Below are 16,565 nucleotides of genomic sequence, written 5' to 3'. Positions count from 1 at the left end.
CCTTGTGCTGGCCAGATGGGCTTTCACTCTACGGGGTCGCGGCCCGCCCCGCAAGCGACAACCCCGGGGTGAGCAGCCTTGAGCCGGCTCTTGATAATGACATAAGATAAGTGCGGTTTTTTCATGCGGTTGCTGCTCTGACCTTCCGTATTTTCTGCTTCGCGACGAATGGTAATCCTATGGCCTTGCTGACGGCGGTAACAAGACGCCCCGATCCCGTATCCCTCTCTTTTCTTGCTGTCACCTTCATGACCGGTGTGGCGGTGGCGCTCCAGGTGCCAACCTTGAGCCTCTTTCTTGCACAAGAGGTTCAGGTGCGCCCCTTTCTGGTGGGTTTCTTTTACACCATCAATGCTGTGGTCGGCATCCTGATCAGCCAGTGGCTGGGCCATCGCTCTGACAATCAGGGGGATCGCAAACGCCTGATCCTGCGCTGCTGTTTTGCCGGCATCGCCCTCTCCCTGCTGTTTGCCTGGAACCGCAACTACTGGCTGCTGGTGAGCCTGGGGGTATTGCTGGCCAGTCTGGCGGCCACGGCCAGCCCCCAGCTGTTTGCACTGGCGCGGGAGTACTCCGACAGCCGCAACAAGCGGGCTGACATGTTCAGCTCGGTGATGCGCGCCCAGTTCTCGCTGGCCTGGGTCATCGGCCCACCCATCGCCTTTGCGTTGGCCATCGGCTACGGCTTCGAGGTGATGTATCTCGCCTCTGCGGTCGCCTATCTGCTCTGTACTTTGGTGGTCTGGCGCTGGCTCCCCTCTCTGCCACTGCCCAAGATGGCCGAGGAGAGCGAGCGGGTCAGCAGCTGGCGGGATCCTTCGGTGCGGGCGCTGTTTATCGCGTCCACCCTGATGTGGACCTGCAACAGCATGTACCTCATCAATATGCCGCTCTACATCACCCGTGAGCTGGGGATGGATGAGAAGCTGGCAGGGGTGCTGATGGGGACAGCGGCGGCCCTCGAGATCCCCTTCATGCTGTTGGCGGGCTACTACACGGCGCGGTTTGGCAAGCGGCCGATGATGCTGCTGGCGGTGCTGGCCGGCGTCATCTTCTATGGCGGGTTGGTGAGCTTCACCAGCCACTATGCGCTTATCGCACTGCAGCTCTTCAATGCCATCTTCATCGGTATCGTCGCGGGGATCGGCATGTCCTATTTTCAGGATCTGATGCCGGGTCGGGCAGGGGTTGCCACCACGCTCTTCTCGAACAGCATCCGCACCGGCTCCATCATGGCGGGCGCCATTGCCGGCATAGTGGCGGAGGTGTGGAGCTTTCACGGTGTCTTCATGGTGGCACTGGTGCTGGCTATGGTGGCGCTGGCCGCCTGCTGGCGGGTGCCCAATGTCTAGGAGAAAGGGTAGCGGCTTATTTACCCTGCGCGGACAGGTTCTGCTCGCCCTGATATTCGTTGCGCAGGCAGCGCAGCAGCAGCTCGGTGGCGGGGCCAAGTGATTCGGGGGAGAGGGTGAGCAGATAGGTGTAGAGATGGCGTTCGTTGCCGCTCTCCAGATCGAGCTGTACCAGCGCGCCGGAGGCCAGCTCTGCTTCGACCAGATGGCGTGGAAGCCAGGCGTAACCAAGCCCCTGCAGGATCATGCTGATCACCTCGTGGTAGTGCGTCGCCTTCCAGCCGGTATCATCAGCATCGTTCCAGTCCACCGAGCGGTGAATGGGCGGATGAAGGCTGATCTGGTTGTGGCTGGTGAGGTCATCGAGACTGATGGGCCCTTCCTGCTGGGCCAGCGGGTGGTTGGTGGCACAGAGCGGACGCAGGCACACCTCGTCCAGCACCAGACCGGTGCGATCCCCCGGCAGATGTTCCGAGAGCATCAGATCCCCCGGCTGCAACGCGTTGAAATGGCAGTGAATACGCTCGTGCAGATTGACCCGGCAGCCACGGCTGCGGGGGTAGAAGTGGGCCAGCGCACGGTAGAGGCGCTCCCTCGGTTGCAGGGCCGAGACGTAGAGGTTGATCTGCGGCTCCCACTGCCGCTCCAGGTTATTGGCCAGATTCTCCAGCTCCTCCACTTGCTGGCTCAACTGGCGCGCCCGCTTGAGGAAGATCTCCCCCGCCGGGGTCAGCACTGCCTTGCGGCCACGCACCTCCAGCAAGGGCACCCCCAGACTCTGCTGCAACTTCGCAACCGCATGGTTGAGGGAGGACTGGCTCTTGTTCAGCGCCTCGGCCGCTTGGGCGTAACCGCCACAGTCGACCACTGCCTGAAAGATCCGCCATTGCTCAAACGTGCTTTTGGGACGAAACATAGTTCAACCTGATTGGAGAGGGTGGAGTCAGGGAGATACAGGGAGCCGAGGCTCCCTATTCAATTTAACCCCTGCCTCGCAATAACCCGGTTATTTTGTTGATTTATTTGGGTTGCGCCGCTTTCTTGGCTTATTTGGGCTGCGCCACAAAGGTCTGGCCGGTTTTGCCCCGGCTGTCGCTTCCCATCAGATAGAGGTAGAGCGGCATCAGGTCGGTCGGAGTCTTGAGGTTCATCGGATCTTCCGCCGGGAAGGCGCTGGCCCGCATCTTGGTCCGGGTGCCACCCGGGTTGAGGGTATTGACCCGCACGCCGGTGTTTTCCAGTTCGTCGGCCAGCACTTCCATCATCCCCTCGATGGCAAATTTGGAGATGGCGTAGGTGCCCCAGTAAGCCCGTCCTTTGCGGCCCACACTGGAGGAGGTGTAGACGATGGAGGCATCGCCGTGCTCTTTGGCGCTCTGGCGAACCAGCGGCAGCAGCGCCTGGGTCAGCAGAAATTCCGATTTGACGTTGACCTGCATCACCTCGTCCCACTCCTTCTCCTGAATGTGCTCGAAGGGGGAGAGGGTGCCGAGCAGTCCGGCATTGAACAGAATACCGTCTAGGCGGCCAAACTGGCGGGTGAAGGTAGTGGCCAGTCCACGATAATCGGCGGAAGTCGAGGTTTTCAGATCGAGCGGGACGATGGCGGGCAGCGGGTGGCCAGCAGCCTCAATCTGGTCATAGACGGCTTCAAGCTTGGCGCTGGTGCGGCCGAGCAGGATCACGGTGGCGCCGTGGGCGGCATAGGTGAGGGCGGCTTCGCGGCCGATCCCGTCTCCGGCACCGGTGACCAGAATGACCTTCTCCCTGAGCAGATCGCGGGGGGCCTGATAATCGAGCATGGCAACTCCTGTTAACAAATTCCGGCCATAAGTGCATGGCAATCGAGGGCCAAGTGTACTGATCCGCGCCTCGGTTTGACCAGCTCATCCCCGAAAAAATGTGAAGAAAATAGAGGGGTTGTGAGCATCAGGTTGGATTTTTAACGGCTTGATGCAGAGTTTTTGCGCGCGTCCGGCAAACTCCCTAGAATGTGACAAAACCGATCCTCTCTGGAGTCCACCGTGACATTTTTGACCGAATATGGCCTGTTTCTGGCCAAAACCGTGACCTTTCTGCTGGCCATCGGCGCCATCGTCCTGATGGTGGTCAGCAGTCGCCAACCCAAGGCACGCAAGGGCGAGCTGGTGGTGACCGATCTTTCTAACGAGCTGGAGCAGGGGCAGTTTGCACTCAAGAGCGCACTGGCCAGCAAGGCCGAGCGCAAAGTGCTGGAGAAGCAGCAGAAAGAGGAGCAGAAAAAGCGCGCCAAGGCGGGTGACGAGCGCAGCCGGCTCTTCGTCATCGATTTCAATGGCAGCATGGATGCCAAAGAGGTTGCATCACTGCGTGAAGAGGTGAGCGCGGTGATCGGGGTGGCGCAGCCCGGCGACGAGGTGCTGTTGCGCCTCGAGTCCGGTGGTGGCGTGGTGCATGGCTACGGTCTTGCTGCTTCCCAATTGCAGCGGCTGCGTGACAAGGGGATCAAGCTTACCGTGGCCATCGACAAGGTGGCTGCGAGCGGCGGCTACATGATGGCCTGCGTGGCGGATCAGATCCTGGCGGCGCCGTTTGCCATCGTCGGCTCCATCGGGGTGATCGCCCAGATGCCGAACTTCAACAAGCTGCTGAAAAAGCACGACATCGAGTTCGAGATGCACACCGCAGGTCAGTACAAGCGCACCATCACCATGTTTGGCGAGAACGACGATCTGGGGCGCGAGAAGTTTCGCGAGGAGCTGGCTGCCATTCACGAGCGTTTCAAGCAGTTTGTTGCCGAACACCGACCGCAGCTCGATATCGACCAAGTCACCACTGGCGAGCACTGGCTGGCGAGTCAGGCCAAGGGGCTCGGGCTGGTGGATAGCCTCTGTACCAGTGATGACTACCTGCTGGCGCAGGCCAGCCAGCACAAGGTGGTGGGCATTCGCTACAGCCGGCCCAAGAGCCTGACCCAGAAATTGGGCCAGCAGGGCGCCCAAGCGCTGGAGGCCGGGTTTGGCCGACTGTGGCAGCAGAGCCCCTGGCGCTGAGTCGCGACCCGCAACGGGTGCGACAAGTGGTGAGCGAGGCCAGTCGGAGCAATCCGGCTGGCCTCGTTTTTTGGCCACTTTGCAGGCCGTGCTGCCGATGAGGTAGCGCCGTGGCGAGGAAGGTTGTTTCCATTCAACTCCTCTGTTACAACTGAGGGCTTTCCCCTTTCATTGCAGGCCCTACGGGCTAGGGAGCATGCCAATGCCATGGAGCACCTTCAGGCAATTTACCCCGTTGGTCTGGATTGTCATTCTGGGCACCTTCATGGTGCGCACCAGCTACTACATGGTGTGGCCCTTTCTCTCCATCCTGCTCTATCGGGAGTATGACCTCTCGGCAACCCTCATCGGCCTGCTGCTGGGAGGCTCGGCAGCGCTCTCCACTCTGGTGAGTTTCTACGGCGGCTGGCTTTCGGACCGCTTCGGGCGGCACAGCATTCTGCTCGGTGGTTGTCTGGTGGCGATGCTCTGTTTTGGCTTGCTCGGCTTTTCCCACTCCGTGCTCTGGCTTGGGGTTGGGGTGATGGGGAGCGGGCTTGCCTCCGGGCTTATCGATGCGCCGGGCAAGGCGCTGATGGCAGATAGTCTGGCGTCGGCCAAGGCGCGAGAGCTGGCTCTGCACCTGCGCTATTTCCTGCTCAACCTGGGGGCGGCGTTGGGGCCGCTGCTCGGGGTGACGCTCGGGATCAATGCCCAGCAGGAGACCTTCCTCTTTCTGGCAACGAGCTATCTGCTGTTGGGGGTCGCCTTTGGCTGGGGCTTTCGTCGGGCGGGTTCCTCTCACAGTCATGGTGCTGCCGGCCCCGGTTTGCGCGATGCCATCAAGGTGTTGCTGGCGGATCGCGCTTTCCTGCTGCTGGTGATGGCCAATCTGTTGATGGTGCTGGTCTACTCCCAGTTTCACTCGCCACTGGTTCAGTATCTGACCCGCGCTGGTATGCCTCAGGTGGCCGAGCTGGTTGCCTTGCTGGTGGCCACCAATGCCCTGACGGTGGTGTTGCTGCAGTTCCCGCTGCTGCGGCTGCTCTCGCGCTGGCCGGTGCGGGTGCGGCTTCATATCGGCATGGCTCTGTTTCTGGCGGCCCAGCTGCTGTTTGCCGCAGGGGATCCGCTGGTGCGTAGCCACTGGTTTGGCGCCGTGCTGCTGCTCAGCATCGGCGAGACCATACTCTTTCCACTGCTCAACGTGCTGATCGACCAGATGGCGCCCGGCCATCTCAAGGGGAGCTATTTTGGTGCCAGTGCGCTGGCCGGCTTGGGCAGTGCCGCGGGGGCTCTGCTGGGGGGCTGGATCCTGGAACAGTGGAACGGACAGCTGCTATTCCTGCTGATGGCGCTGCTCTGCGTGGCCATCTTCTGGCTCTACGAACGGGGAGCCCGCTTGCGGCACCCTGCGGCAGCCGTGTCGGAGCCCAGCAGCAACTGAGTGCTCAATGGCGCTCTTTGGGGGAAACAGTCTTGAGGGCTCGCTTGGCGGCATACATCCGTTCATCCGCCAGCCGGATCAGGTTTAGCCCTTCGTCGTAGTGTTCGGGGCCTGTCTGCACTATGCCGATACTGAGGGTGATCCCGGCCAGTTTATCCTTTATCGCCTGGGTCAGTCGCTTGAGATAGATATCCCGCGCCTGCGCCTCGTTGCAGTTGGGCAGGATCAGGCAGAACTCATCCCCGCCATAGCGAAAGCAACTGTCTTCGGTGCGAAAGACCTGACGGATGCAGGTACCGACGGTGCGCAGGATCTCGTCCCCGCGCTGGTGCCCCTCGCTGTCGTTGATCTGTTTGAAGTTGTCGATATCGAGGTAGGCGATGGCCACCGGTTCGGCCCGCCGCTCACAGGAGCGCAGCGTCAGCTGCAGCTGATCGTTGAGGTGACGGACGTTGAGCAATCCCGTCAGCGCATCGGTGCGGTTGAGCTCCTCCAGCTGATGGGTGCGCTCGCGAACCTTCTGTTCGAGGCTTTTCGCATAGTTCTCCGATTTCTCTCTGGACGACTCGATCTCTGACACCAGGCTGCGGATATAGGTCTCGAAGACCAGCGTGATGTCGAACAGGATCAGCTTGTCCAGCGCCGCCAGCATGGCGATCCGCTCGCTCTCGTTGCCGATTTGGTCAAAGATGTTTTCAATCAGCAGCGCCTTGAGGGTGTTGATGGCGGCCAGATAGAGCTTGGGTTCGACGCCGATCCGCTTGTGCACCAGCCCGATCCGCAGCCGGTTGTTAACGTACTCCAGATCGTAGAGACCGCTGAACAGATCGAGAATGTAGCGCCGCTGGGCGGCTCTCAGCCGGTTGAGGGTATCGGCATCGCCTATCAGCAGGGCAATCTCGGTGATGGCGGTCTGCTGCTGGTAAAACTTGTCGACCAGCTCATCGATATGGGGCTCGATCTTGCCGCTGTAACTTGCCAGCAGAGCGACATCCTGTTCGTTCAGCAAAAGCAGCTCTTTGCGATGGGCAATTTCAAATTCGGTGATCCGCATCTGCTCCAGCAGGGTCTGTTCCGTGGGTTTCATCGCCGCTCTCTATCAAGGGGGCCGGCAGGACTCCGTGTCGCTGTCGTAGCCTTATTGGAAATAATTTGCAATTGATAGTGTAGACACTTGTGGGGTGGAGACTGAAATGGCTCTTGTCGACAGAGCCATTTCATCGGGCTGGATAGTAAGGCGAGAGGTATTAGAAGGTCAGTACCTTGTCGGCTGAGAGGGTCCACTGGGCCAGCATCGGCAGGGTGCCGACCTCAATGCCCTCGATTAGCGGCAGGGCAGTAATGCCACGGGCATCGGTGCAGGTTTTGCACAGGCGAATGATCACCCCTTGTGCCAGCAGGATCTCCAGCATCTGGCGCAGGTTGTACCCTTCGGCAGGCGCCTGGCATGCCAGCGCAGCGCTCACCGCATCGGACATCAGGAACAGCTTGAGGCTGGCACCGCCCTGTTCATTGAGGGCAATGGCCAGACGCAAGGCATTGAACAGGGATTCGCTGCCATAGGGGGCACCGTTGGCAATCACCACAATTTGTTGATTCATAAGAGACTCCCGATTGGAAAGAGCGTCATTGTAGAACCAATAAGGTGGCAATTGCGTGATATGACACAATTTCTGTCGCACCTTTTTCCCGCTTGCTTGACCCTGCTGCCGATCGAGGTTCTTATGGTCAGTTCGCAAACAAGACCGGATGAATCGAGATGTGGAAAGTATTGGGAGCCGGCTTGCTGCTGTTGGCAGGCTCAGCCTGTGCCAGTGAGCCTGTCGGTTGCAAGGCCCGCCTGCAGGCGGTCAACGAGCAGCTGGTGTTTGCCAAAGCACACAACAATGCCGGGCAGATTGCCGGGTTGGAACAGGCTGCACGCAATATCAAGGCCTACTGTACCGACGAAGGGCTCCTCAAGGAGCAGAAACAACGGGTAAGCAAGCTGCGGGGAGAGGTCAATGAGCGCCTGCTTGAACTGCAGGAGGCCAGAGTGTCCGGCAAGCCCGGGAAGGTGGCCGACAAGCAGAGCAAGCTGGAGCAGTCACAGACCGACTTGCTGGAGGCGCAGCGGGAGTTGGGTGAGCTGAACCGGCTGGTCAACAAAAAGTAGCGCCCATTCGATGAGCGGGGATCAAAAAGGCCGGGATAACCCGGCCTTTTGCATTTACTGCCTGTGCATCCGCACAAACTTCTCCATCAGCTGGTCTTCGGTCTCCACATGGGCGGGATCCCAGATGATGCAGTCGATGGGGCAGACACTGATGCAGGTCGGCTTCTCGTAGTGACCGACGCACTCGGTGCAGCGACTGGGGTCGATCTCGTAGATCTCCTCACCCAGGCTGATGGCCTGGTTCGGGCACTCGGGATCGCACATGTCACAGTTGATGCACTTGTCGGTGATGAGCAGTGCCATCTCAAGCTGCCGTATGGGGGTTGCGCGTGTCTTCGCGATCCCCGAGGTTGCGCAGCAGGATGCCGAAGTTCACATCCAGATCTTTGGGAACCGGCACATAGACCACGTGGCCGTTGCCCGGCGCGGTGTCGATGAGCTCGCCCTTGCGGTTCTCCATCTGCTCCAGATTGAAGCGGACGTTGCCCTGCGGGGTCATCAGCTCCAGGCTGTTGCCCACCAGGAACTTGTTCTTCACTTCCACTTCCACCATGTCGCCACGGCGACCGGTGATCTCGCCGACAAACTGCTGGGTGTCGGAGACGGAGTAGCCGTAGTCGTAGTTCTGGTATTCGCTGTGGTTGTGACGGCGCAGGAAGCCCTCGGTATAGCCGCGATGAGCCAGATTCTCGAGGGTGCCCATCAGGCTGCGATCAAACGGACGACCCGCTACGGCATCGTCGATGGCCTTGCGATAGACCTGAGCGGTGCGGGCGCAGTAGTAGAAAGACTTGGTGCGGCCTTCGATTTTCAGCGAGTGAACGCCCATTTTGGTCAATCGCTCGACGTGCTCGACCGCGCGCAGATCCTTGGAGTTCATGATGTAGGTGCCGTGCTCGTCCTCGAACGCGCTCATGTACTCGCCCGGACGGTTGGACTCCTCCAGCAGCACCAGTGCATCGCTCGGCTTGCCGAGGCCCAGAGTCGGGTCAACTTTCTGCACGGCGATAGGCTCTTGACGGTGGACGATCTGGCCCACTTCGTCTTCCTTGCCTTCGTGCACCTTGTATTCCCAGCGGCAGGAGTTGGTGCAGGTGCCCTGATTGGGGTCACGCTTGTTGATGTAGCCGGAGAGCAGGCAGCGGCCAGAGTAGGCCATGCACAGCGCGCCGTGAACGAACACTTCCAGCTCCATCTCCGGCACCTGCATGCGGATCTCTTCGATCTCGTCCAGCGACAGTTCGCGGGAGAGGATGACCCGGGTCAGGCCCATCTGATGCCAGAACTTCACCGTGGCCCAGTTGACCGCGTTGGCCTGCACCGACAGGTGAATGGGCGTGTCAGGGAAAGCTTCGCGCATCATCATGATGAGACCGGGGTCGGACATGATCAGCGCATCCGGCTTCATTTCTACCACAGGGCGCATGTCGCGGATAAAGGTCTTGAGCTTGGAGTTGTGGGGCTGGATGTTGGCTACCACATAGAACTGCTTGCCAAGCTGATGGGCTTCGTTGATGCCGAGCTGCAGGTTTTCGTGATCGAATTCGTTGTTGCGCACCCGCAGGCTGTAGCGGGGCTGGCCGGCATAGACGGCATCGGCGCCATAGGCATAGGCGTAACGCATGTTCTTGAGGGAACCTGCGGGGGAGAGCAATTCTGGTTTAAACATGTCGGACTCTTCGTATCTGATTGCAAATCAGGACGACGCCACCTGATGGCGCCGTATGGATTGAGTAGCAGTGCGAGCCATTACGTGGTGCTCTGCCACCCGATAACGGTATATCCAGCCTGCACGCTTATAAAATATGCGCCAGATATTCGGGGTGCGAGATTGTACTCGCCCCCACGCCATCATGCAATTTGGCGGGGATAAAGAGGGACGGGGTGTATCGCTGTCAGGCCCAGCGAGACAGGGGGGCGGGCATGGCATGGGCATAGCCCTGCTGATAGTCGCAGCCGAGCTGGTTGGCAATCTCGATGTGAGCCAGGGTCTCGACCCCTTCGCACACCACCTTCATGCCAAAGCGCTGCAGATACTCCACCAGACCAGTCAGCATCCGCAAGGCATGGCTACTCTTGCTCGCCTGCAGCAGCAGGGAGCGATCCAGCTTGATGATCTCGTAGGGGAGCGCCATCACCCGCTGAAAATTGCACTCCTGGGTGCCGAAATCATCGCAGGCGATATGAGCGCCGTGGCTGCGCAGCACTTCGATCAGCTCGCGATGTTTGCGATAGAGCGGCGCGTGCTCCAGCACCTCGAACCAGATCGCTATCCCCAGCTTGCGAGCCTGCAGGATCACCAGCAACAGCAGGTTCTGGTATGTCGAGCTCTCAAGTGCAGGATTCAAGTTGATGGAGAGAGAGCAGGGCGCATGGCGTGCCAGTACGGGCAGGTCACGCCAAATCGCTCGCAGTATCACTATATCGATGTCCAGAGCTTCACCCTGGCTCAGAGTCAGGAAGTCGATGCCCTGGTGGCCCCGCCGGGCGGGATCCCAGCGCCTGGCCAGCGCTTCAAAGCCGATGATCTGGCGATCCTTACCTATGATGGGTTGGTAAAACGGTACAGCGACATCGGCCGCCAGCGGGGCCATCTCACAACTTGGGAGCTCTTCTTTGAATGCCAACATGGCACTGGTCTCAACAGGCTGACAAATATGAGAGATCATATAATAGAAGGTCAAAAGGGGATGTAGGAATACTCCGATTGTTAGTTGTTGAATTAAGGTGAATGAATCGGAATATTCCGATTACTTAGCTGAATGCAACTATATAGACTGTTGCTGGATAAAAATACGTAAATACTCAGAATGTATAATTAATGGGGGGCGGCCATGGGAATTTAATTCACACCAACAGCAGGGGCTTTGGGGATATATCGTACAAAAAGAGGATGATTTGCACAATCAAGGTGCCCATTCGCAACGAGAAACATCATATTATTTGTTTGTGGTGGAAAGTTAACCAGATATCCATGTGCGACGCATAAAACTATATATCTATGGTGCTGGCATTTTCTTCTGTTACGACTGGTCGTGAAATTTATGGGATGATAGTGAGAGACCGATGACAATATATTTAAAGTATGATCCTGACTTTCTATGTCAATGAAAATAAAGCGTGGTTAATTTTAATCGGTTGTTGCTTTACAGCTCAAAATATAGTCGGCGCTGGCTTTTTCACTGCCATTTCGTTTATATAGCTACCCGGATTTTAGTTGGCAGAGAGGGCGCTTGGTGCAAACAACCATTGGCAAGCACCCGATTTTATATCTGATTAGCACAGGCCACTGCTGCGGGCATATTCAAAGAGGGCGCTGTCACTGTTGATGCCCAGACGTTGCATGGCACTCTTCTTTTGTGTGCTGATAGTCTTGATGCTGCGGTGCAGGTACTCGGCAGCCTGGGTAACAGACATACCGCTGGCCAGCAGCCTGACCACTTCAGTCTCTTTGGGGGTTAGTTGATTGACCCCGGCCTGCTGGGGCAGGCCCGCTTCGGCCAGCAACATTTTGACCGAACTGCCGATATAGGTGCGGCCAAGCAATACCTGACGAATGGCATCCGAGAGTTCGCCGATGACCGATTTCTTCAATAGCAGACCACTTATTCCTGACTGGATAAGCGATTGTAAAATGGCGTTATTGTGGAGTTGGGTCAGCACAATAATAGGCAAAGAGGGATAATCTCGTCTTAACTGCTGGATCATCACCAAACCGTCGCTGCGAATATCGCCGGGCATGCTGAAGTCGGTGATTAACAGATCACATGGATGTTGCTGCAATAAAACCAGCAATTCAGATACCTGATAGGCCTCGGCAATCACTTCACAGCGGGGTTGAATCTGCTCGATAAGAGCATGGATCCCGGTCAAGATCAGCGGATGGTCATCAGCAAGTATAATCTTGAAGGACATAAATGAGCCTCTTATAAAACAGCGAATAATATTCAGGCTATCAAACCTAGCATTTCTATACTACCGTGCGCACCCATTTTTTTCATGGCCTCCTCTTGTTGGGGAAATATATTTGAATCGTTATGCGTATATGCCATTCAATCATGCCGATAATCAAGCGGTTCATAATTATTGCCACTCTATTTCTCTTGACTCCATATGTTATTTCCGCCGACACCATTGCTATTCCCACTGTAGAGGTAGGGATATTGGCGGGTGGATGGGGTCCTTTTCAGCAGTGGGACGGCAAGGTCGCCTCCGGATTCAGCGTTGAATTGATGGAACAATTGGCCAAAAAGCTGGACTACCGGATTGCCTGGCAGGTTTACCCTGACTGGGAAGCCATGTATGCCGACGCCTGCAGTGGCAAGCTGGATATCCTGCTTGATGCTTTTAACACCGAGGTGAGCCAGTGCCTCACCTATAGCCTGCCTTACTACACCTCGCCGACTGTGGTGGTGGTGCGACAAGACAGCGCCCTGTTTCGGGATGTGAGTCGGTTGCAGTCCGCGAGCATTGCCATCGAAAAAGGCTTTCTGACCGAGAAGCTGGTCAAGCTGCATTATCCCAATGTCACACCGCGGCTCTTTGTCGATACGCGCCGTGCATTGCAGGCGGTTGAACAAGGTCGGGCAGATGCCTATATCGGCAACCTCCATGTGGCCAATCTGTTTATCGAACGTCATCCAGCATTGGCTGTGGTCGCCCAGTCTCCCTTGTTGATGGAAACCCTGCACCTTGGCATTGCCAGCCAGAAACACACTCTTGCTATCCGGCTTGATACGGCGATTCAGGCGCTGACGGTCGAGGCGCGCAGTGAACTGGAGAAACGCTGGCTGGGGGAGAGTCTGGAGCCCAATTTTATGGGGCACAGTCATTTCTTGCTGCGTCCTGATGAGCGTGGCTGGCTCTCGATGCTGCCACCGCTAAAGCTGGGGTTGATCCCCGGCTGGGTGCCCTTCTCCTATCACGATGAGGAGGGCAATTCGGTCGGCTTGATAGCGGATTATCTGAACGTGTTGCAAGAGAAGTTGGGGTTGGCATATAGCGGTGTGCCGGTACAGCGCTGGCCCGAGCTGCAACAACTGCTGCTGCATCACGATGTGGATCTGGCGGTATTGCCAGCACGGATCATCGAGCGGTTGGTGGGGTGGCATGCCAGCGAGCCCTTTGCATCATTCCCGATGGTGCTGGTGACGGCACGTGGCAGCCTCCCTATCGGAGATCTCTCCGATCTGGCCGGCAAAGAGCTGCTGCTGACCGATAGCATGCTGATCCCCGAGCTAAGGGCGCTGGTGCCCGACCTTAAACTGACCACAACCCGTGATGCCAGCGATGGGCTCGCCCGTGTCGCTGCGGGGCAAGGGGATGCCTATATCGGCAATCTGGTGGTGGTCTCCCGTCTTATCACCGAGCTGTTTGATGACCGACTCCATATCGCCGCTCCCACCCCCTTCAAGGATGAACTGGCTGTGGCGGTACGTGAGCCATACGCGCCCTTGTTGCCTTTGGTGAACCGGGTGCTGGCCAGCATGAGCGACAAGGAGCAGCGCCAGATCCGCAACAGCTGGCTGGCGCTCAATTACAGCGAGGGGATCCCCAGAGCGAAACTGGTACGCACCCTGCTGCCGGTCGGGCTGGCTGTCAGCTTGTTTATCCTGACGCTGCTGGTCGCTTACTGGCGCTTGCGGCAGGAGATCGTACGGCGGCATCAGGTGGAGCTGGCACTGGCCAGCGCCAAGGTTCGGGCCGAGTCTGCTGCCACCATAAAGGGTGAATTTCTGGCCACCATGAGCCACGAGATCCGTACCCCGATGAACGGCATCGTCGGTATGGCGGAGCAGCTCTCGCTGACCGGGTTGAGCGAAGATCAGCGCCAGATGGTGGAGATCATCAATCGGGGCGCGCAGGGTCTGCATGCGCTGATCGACAACGTGCTCGACTACGCCAAGCTGGAGGCGGGCAAGATGGTGCTCGACGAAGTGCCGTTCCTGATGCGGGAGCTTATCGATAGCGTGCTGACCATGACCGTCAGCGAGGTGCAGCGCAAGGGGCTGCGGGTCTATCTGCTGGCAGATCAGGAGGTAGCGGCCCGCTTGCGTGGCGATGTGCTGCGGCTGCGTCAGATCCTCTTCAACTTTGTCAGCAACGCCATCAAGTTTACCGAGCGCGGTTTTATCGAGCTTTCCCTTGCGGTATTGCAGGAGGCAGAGGGGAAGCAGCGGCTGCAGTTCGGGGTACGAGATAGCGGGATCGGCATGAGTGACGAGGCGCAAAGCCGGATCTTCAACGCCTTTGAGCAGGCGGAGAGCTCGACTACCCGCAGTTACGGCGGCAGTGGGCTGGGGCTCAGCATCTGTCACACCCTTGCCGGATTGATGCAGGGAGAGATTGAACTGCAGAGCTCACCGGGCCTTGGCACCTTTATCACGCTGACCGTGACTCTGCCGGTTGTGGCCCACTCCGAGCCAGACCCGCACCTCGCCGGGATGCGCGCTGTCATCGAGTTGCGTGATGAGAAGCTGCGTCACACCCTGTTGTTGCACCTCGGTGCGCTGGGGGTGAGCTGCACCGGGCAAGCAGGTGGGGCGGATCTGCACTTTAGCGACAGCGAACAGGCTCCCGGCGATGCCATCAGGCTGGTAGAGCTGCATTCGCCTATGGGTTATCGGCGCGAAGCGGGGCGTTATCTGCTCAACAGCAATCCCCTGACCTGGCATGCGGTACGCGAGGTGTGCTATCGCCAGCTGGGATTGGCCGATGTTCTGTTGCCGATCCCGCTGTGTGAGCAGGCTGAAGCCGGCGAGCTGCTGCCCTACCGGATCCTGCTGGTGGAGGATAACCCGCTAAACCAGTCGTTGGTGATGCGCCAGCTTGGCCAGCTTGGCTTGCATTGTGATCTGGCCGGGCAGGGGGAGCAGGCGCTGGAGATGGCGTCGCGAACTCCTTACGACCTGGTGCTGTGCGACTGCCAGATGCCGGTGATGGACGGCTACGAGTTCACCCGCAGGGTGCGCGAGCAGGAGGAACAGGATGAGCGGTTGCTGATCATTGCCATGACCGCCAACGTGTTACCGGAACAGCGCGAACGCTGCTTTGCCGCCGGGATGGACGATCTGCTCGGCAAGCCGGTACTGCTGGCGGGATTGCGCCAGATGCTGCAGAAGTGGCATATCCTCCCCTCCGAGCGGCTGCTCGATCTTGCGGTGGTGAGCTCGCTGTTTGGCGCGGGTGAGCCGTTGCGACAGGCGTTGCAGCAGTGTCGTTACGAACTGGAGCGTGGACTTGGCATGCGTCCGCAAGAAGACATCGCCTTGGCCGAGTGGGTGCACCGTCAGGCGGGCACTCTCGCCATGATGCTCCCGGAGGCTGCGGAGCAGGGCTGGCGGCTGGAGGAGCGGATCCGTCAACAAGGGGCCGCTGCGTGTGGCGATGAACTGGCGCGGTTTTGTACACTGTTGCAGCAGCTGGTCGATGAGCTGGCGGTGTGAGTCGGTAATCTAGTGGATGGCTGCAAGCGCCATCTCGAAGCGCTGTTCGCGAATTGTGCGGGGCATGGCGCCATTGGTGGCGCCGGCCAGCCATTCCCAGTCAAGTCTGGGGCTGCCCGCTTTGAAGCGCTGATAGGGAATACCCTGCTTCACTGTCACGAAGAGCGTCGTGGGCAGGCCCAGCTTGTTGCTGTAGCGAACCATCAGGTCGCCCTGATAGCCCTCCATGCGCTTTTTCAGCGCTTGCAGCGTGAGCCCGGTGGCATGGCCATGTTCGTCCCAGATCTCAAACATGATGTGAATACTCTGACAAAGGTGGTGATAAAGTGAACAGGATGGGTTGCAAATGCAACTGTCAGATCTGACAAGGGGAGAGACCGTATGGGCCAGAAAAGCGAAAACCCGGCGCTGGGCCGGGTTTTCTTGAATGGTGGTGGAGGGAGAAGGATTCGAACCTTCGAAGGCAGAGCCGTCAGATTTACAGTCTGATCCCTTTGGCCGCTCGGGAACCCCTCCACAGGGGCCTTGCATGTTGTGTTCAGGAAGATGGTGGAGGGAGAAGGATTCGAACCTTCGAAGGCAGAGCCGTCAGATTTACAGTCTGATCCCTTTGGCCGCTCGGGAACCCCTCCACGGGGTATTTTCCTGATTGTTGCACTTGAATGGTGGAGGGAGAAGGATTCGAACCTTCGAAGGCAGAGCCGTCAGATTTACAGTCTGATCCCTTTGGCCGCTCGGGAACCCCTCCCCAAGTGCGAGGCGCATACTAACAGATCTTCGCTCTTTGTGAACCCCTTGAAGCGTTTCTGGCAGAAAAAAATGACTGTTCGTCGATTTTTTGATACATCGTGCTCAAAATTCAGACTTATCAGCAAGTTGTGCGCTGCTTTTCTATGCAGTCCCGTTGCGGGCTCTGGTCGAAAAATTCAGAATTCGTTGAGGGACAGACAAAAAGACCGCCGGACGTGGCGGTCTTTTACTTTTACTGCATTGAGCTTGTGCCAAACGCGATGATCAGCGTTGGAACGGGTAAATGGATCCCAGTTTCAGGATCTGGGTCAGTTCGTCCAGTGCGCTGCGAGACTCCTGCACCAGGGTCGGATCACGCAAGTCATCCAGGGTCAGACGGTCGCGATAGTGGCGATCGACCCAGCC

The 16,565-nt window shown here is 58.3% G+C and carries 15 protein-coding genes and 3 tRNA genes; 5 read left to right on the top strand and 13 right to left on the bottom strand.

Features of this window, described 5'->3' with window-relative positions; translation table 11 throughout:
* Positions 1-179: 179 nt before the first annotated feature.
* Positions 180-1,352, top strand: a complete 1,173-nt coding sequence (locus tag AACS24_RS21635; RefSeq protein ID WP_104014137.1) for an MFS transporter — start codon at positions 180-182, stop codon at positions 1,350-1,352.
* Between the two features lie 16 nt (positions 1,353-1,368).
* Here AACS24_RS21635 and AACS24_RS21630 read toward each other — a convergent pair whose 3' ends face one another.
* Both AACS24_RS21630 and AACS24_RS21625 read right to left on the bottom strand, forming a co-directional pair.
* On the bottom strand, positions 1,369-2,268 hold the full coding sequence (locus AACS24_RS21630; RefSeq protein WP_108571969.1) for a LysR family transcriptional regulator: 900 nt from the start codon (positions 2,266-2,268) through the stop codon (positions 1,369-1,371).
* 130 nt (positions 2,269-2,398) lie between these two features.
* On the bottom strand, positions 2,399-3,154 hold the full coding sequence (locus tag AACS24_RS21625; RefSeq protein WP_108571968.1) for a YciK family oxidoreductase: 756 nt from the start codon (positions 3,152-3,154) through the stop codon (positions 2,399-2,401).
* A 222-nt stretch (positions 3,155-3,376) separates the two neighbouring features.
* Between AACS24_RS21625 and sohB the strand changes: the two genes are divergently transcribed.
* The gene (sohB, locus tag AACS24_RS21620; RefSeq protein WP_108571967.1) at positions 3,377-4,384 is read left to right on the top strand and encodes a protease SohB; all 1,008 of its coding nucleotides are present in this window, start codon (positions 3,377-3,379) and stop codon (positions 4,382-4,384) included.
* A 202-nt stretch (positions 4,385-4,586) separates the two neighbouring features.
* Positions 4,587-5,810: an MFS transporter gene (locus tag AACS24_RS21615; protein ID WP_108571966.1), complete on the top strand. Its 1,224-nt coding sequence runs from the start codon at positions 4,587-4,589 to the stop codon at positions 5,808-5,810.
* A 4-nt stretch (positions 5,811-5,814) separates the two neighbouring features.
* Here the strand turns inward: AACS24_RS21615 and AACS24_RS21610 are convergent, their stop codons facing one another.
* Positions 5,815-6,897, bottom strand: coding sequence for a protoglobin domain-containing protein (locus tag AACS24_RS21610; protein WP_033115341.1), 1,083 nt, complete (start codon positions 6,895-6,897; stop codon positions 5,815-5,817).
* Between the two features lie 160 nt (positions 6,898-7,057).
* Positions 7,058-7,411, bottom strand: coding sequence for a DsrE/DsrF/TusD sulfur relay family protein (locus tag AACS24_RS21605; protein WP_108571965.1), 354 nt, complete (start codon positions 7,409-7,411; stop codon positions 7,058-7,060).
* A gap of 158 nt (positions 7,412-7,569) precedes the next feature.
* On the opposite strand from AACS24_RS21605, the gene AACS24_RS21600 reads away from it, so the two are divergent.
* Positions 7,570-7,965, top strand: a complete 396-nt coding sequence (locus tag AACS24_RS21600; protein ID WP_108571964.1) for a DUF1090 domain-containing protein — start codon at positions 7,570-7,572, stop codon at positions 7,963-7,965.
* A gap of 54 nt (positions 7,966-8,019) precedes the next feature.
* Here AACS24_RS21600 and AACS24_RS21595 read toward each other — a convergent pair whose 3' ends face one another.
* The 4 genes from AACS24_RS21595 to AACS24_RS21580 form a co-directional block, all read right to left on the bottom strand.
* Positions 8,020-8,268 (bottom strand): YfhL family 4Fe-4S dicluster ferredoxin, encoded by a 249-nt coding sequence (locus AACS24_RS21595; protein ID WP_005334896.1) that lies wholly within the window; start codon positions 8,266-8,268, stop codon positions 8,020-8,022.
* Between the two features lies 1 nt (position 8,269).
* Complete coding sequence (gene trhP, locus AACS24_RS21590) at positions 8,270-9,634, bottom strand: prephenate-dependent tRNA uridine(34) hydroxylase TrhP (protein ID WP_108571963.1); 1,365 nt, start codon at positions 9,632-9,634, stop codon at positions 8,270-8,272.
* Between the two features lie 226 nt (positions 9,635-9,860).
* On the bottom strand, positions 9,861-10,595 hold the full coding sequence (locus tag AACS24_RS21585; protein ID WP_108571962.1) for an EAL domain-containing protein: 735 nt from the start codon (positions 10,593-10,595) through the stop codon (positions 9,861-9,863).
* Positions 10,596-11,241: 646 nt separating this feature from the next.
* Entirely contained in the window at positions 11,242-11,880 is a 639-nt protein-coding gene (locus AACS24_RS21580) for a response regulator (protein WP_108571961.1), read from the bottom strand.
* Positions 11,881-12,002: 122 nt separating this feature from the next.
* On the opposite strand from AACS24_RS21580, the gene AACS24_RS21575 reads away from it, so the two are divergent.
* Positions 12,003-15,410, top strand: coding sequence for an ATP-binding protein (locus AACS24_RS21575; RefSeq protein WP_258223026.1), 3,408 nt, complete (start codon positions 12,003-12,005; stop codon positions 15,408-15,410).
* Between the two features lie 9 nt (positions 15,411-15,419).
* On the opposite strand, the gene AACS24_RS21570 is transcribed toward AACS24_RS21575, so the two are convergent.
* The 5 genes from AACS24_RS21570 to AACS24_RS22060 form a co-directional block, all read right to left on the bottom strand.
* Positions 15,420-15,704 (bottom strand): hypothetical protein, encoded by a 285-nt coding sequence (locus tag AACS24_RS21570; protein WP_041210732.1) that lies wholly within the window; start codon positions 15,702-15,704, stop codon positions 15,420-15,422.
* Between the two features lie 137 nt (positions 15,705-15,841).
* Positions 15,842-15,926: transfer RNA gene (locus tag AACS24_RS21565), tRNA-Tyr, on the bottom strand.
* A 31-nt stretch (positions 15,927-15,957) separates the two neighbouring features.
* Positions 15,958-16,042: transfer RNA gene (locus tag AACS24_RS21560), tRNA-Tyr, on the bottom strand.
* A gap of 31 nt (positions 16,043-16,073) precedes the next feature.
* A tRNA-Tyr gene (locus AACS24_RS21555) sits at positions 16,074-16,158 on the bottom strand.
* A 266-nt stretch (positions 16,159-16,424) separates the two neighbouring features.
* The coding region (locus AACS24_RS22060; protein ID WP_258223027.1) for an N-succinylarginine dihydrolase at positions 16,425-16,565 on the bottom strand (141 nt) is incomplete at its 5' end.

Origin of the sequence: Aeromonas sp. HMWF016 (assembly GCF_963878195.1) — a bacterium.
GTDB lineage: Bacteria > Pseudomonadota > Gammaproteobacteria > Enterobacterales > Aeromonadaceae > Aeromonas > Aeromonas lacus.
This window is presented reverse-complemented; position numbering and strand designations above follow the sequence as displayed.

Coding starts and splice junctions, on each gene's coding strand:
- AACS24_RS21635 (WP_104014137.1), top strand. CDS start 180: ATGGCCTTGCTGACGGCGGTAACAAGACGCCCCGATCCCGTATCCCTC.
- trhP (WP_108571963.1), bottom strand. CDS start 9,634: ATGTTTAAACCAGAATTGCTCTCCCCCGCAGGTTCCCTCAAGAACATG.
- AACS24_RS21570 (WP_041210732.1), bottom strand. CDS start 15,704: ATGTTTGAGATCTGGGACGAACATGGCCATGCCACCGGGCTCACGCTG.
- AACS24_RS21630 (WP_108571969.1), bottom strand. CDS start 2,268: ATGTTTCGTCCCAAAAGCACGTTTGAGCAATGGCGGATCTTTCAGGCA.
- AACS24_RS21575 (WP_258223026.1), top strand. CDS start 12,003: ATGCGTATATGCCATTCAATCATGCCGATAATCAAGCGGTTCATAATT.
- AACS24_RS21615 (WP_108571966.1), top strand. CDS start 4,587: ATGCCATGGAGCACCTTCAGGCAATTTACCCCGTTGGTCTGGATTGTC.
- AACS24_RS21585 (WP_108571962.1), bottom strand. CDS start 10,595: ATGTTGGCATTCAAAGAAGAGCTCCCAAGTTGTGAGATGGCCCCGCTG.
- AACS24_RS21605 (WP_108571965.1), bottom strand. CDS start 7,411: ATGAATCAACAAATTGTGGTGATTGCCAACGGTGCCCCCTATGGCAGC.
- AACS24_RS21580 (WP_108571961.1), bottom strand. CDS start 11,880: ATGTCCTTCAAGATTATACTTGCTGATGACCATCCGCTGATCTTGACC.
- AACS24_RS21595 (WP_005334896.1), bottom strand. CDS start 8,268: ATGGCACTGCTCATCACCGACAAGTGCATCAACTGTGACATGTGCGAT.
- AACS24_RS21600 (WP_108571964.1), top strand. CDS start 7,570: ATGTGGAAAGTATTGGGAGCCGGCTTGCTGCTGTTGGCAGGCTCAGCC.
- AACS24_RS21625 (WP_108571968.1), bottom strand. CDS start 3,154: ATGCTCGATTATCAGGCCCCCCGCGATCTGCTCAGGGAGAAGGTCATT.
- AACS24_RS21610 (WP_033115341.1), bottom strand. CDS start 6,897: ATGAAACCCACGGAACAGACCCTGCTGGAGCAGATGCGGATCACCGAA.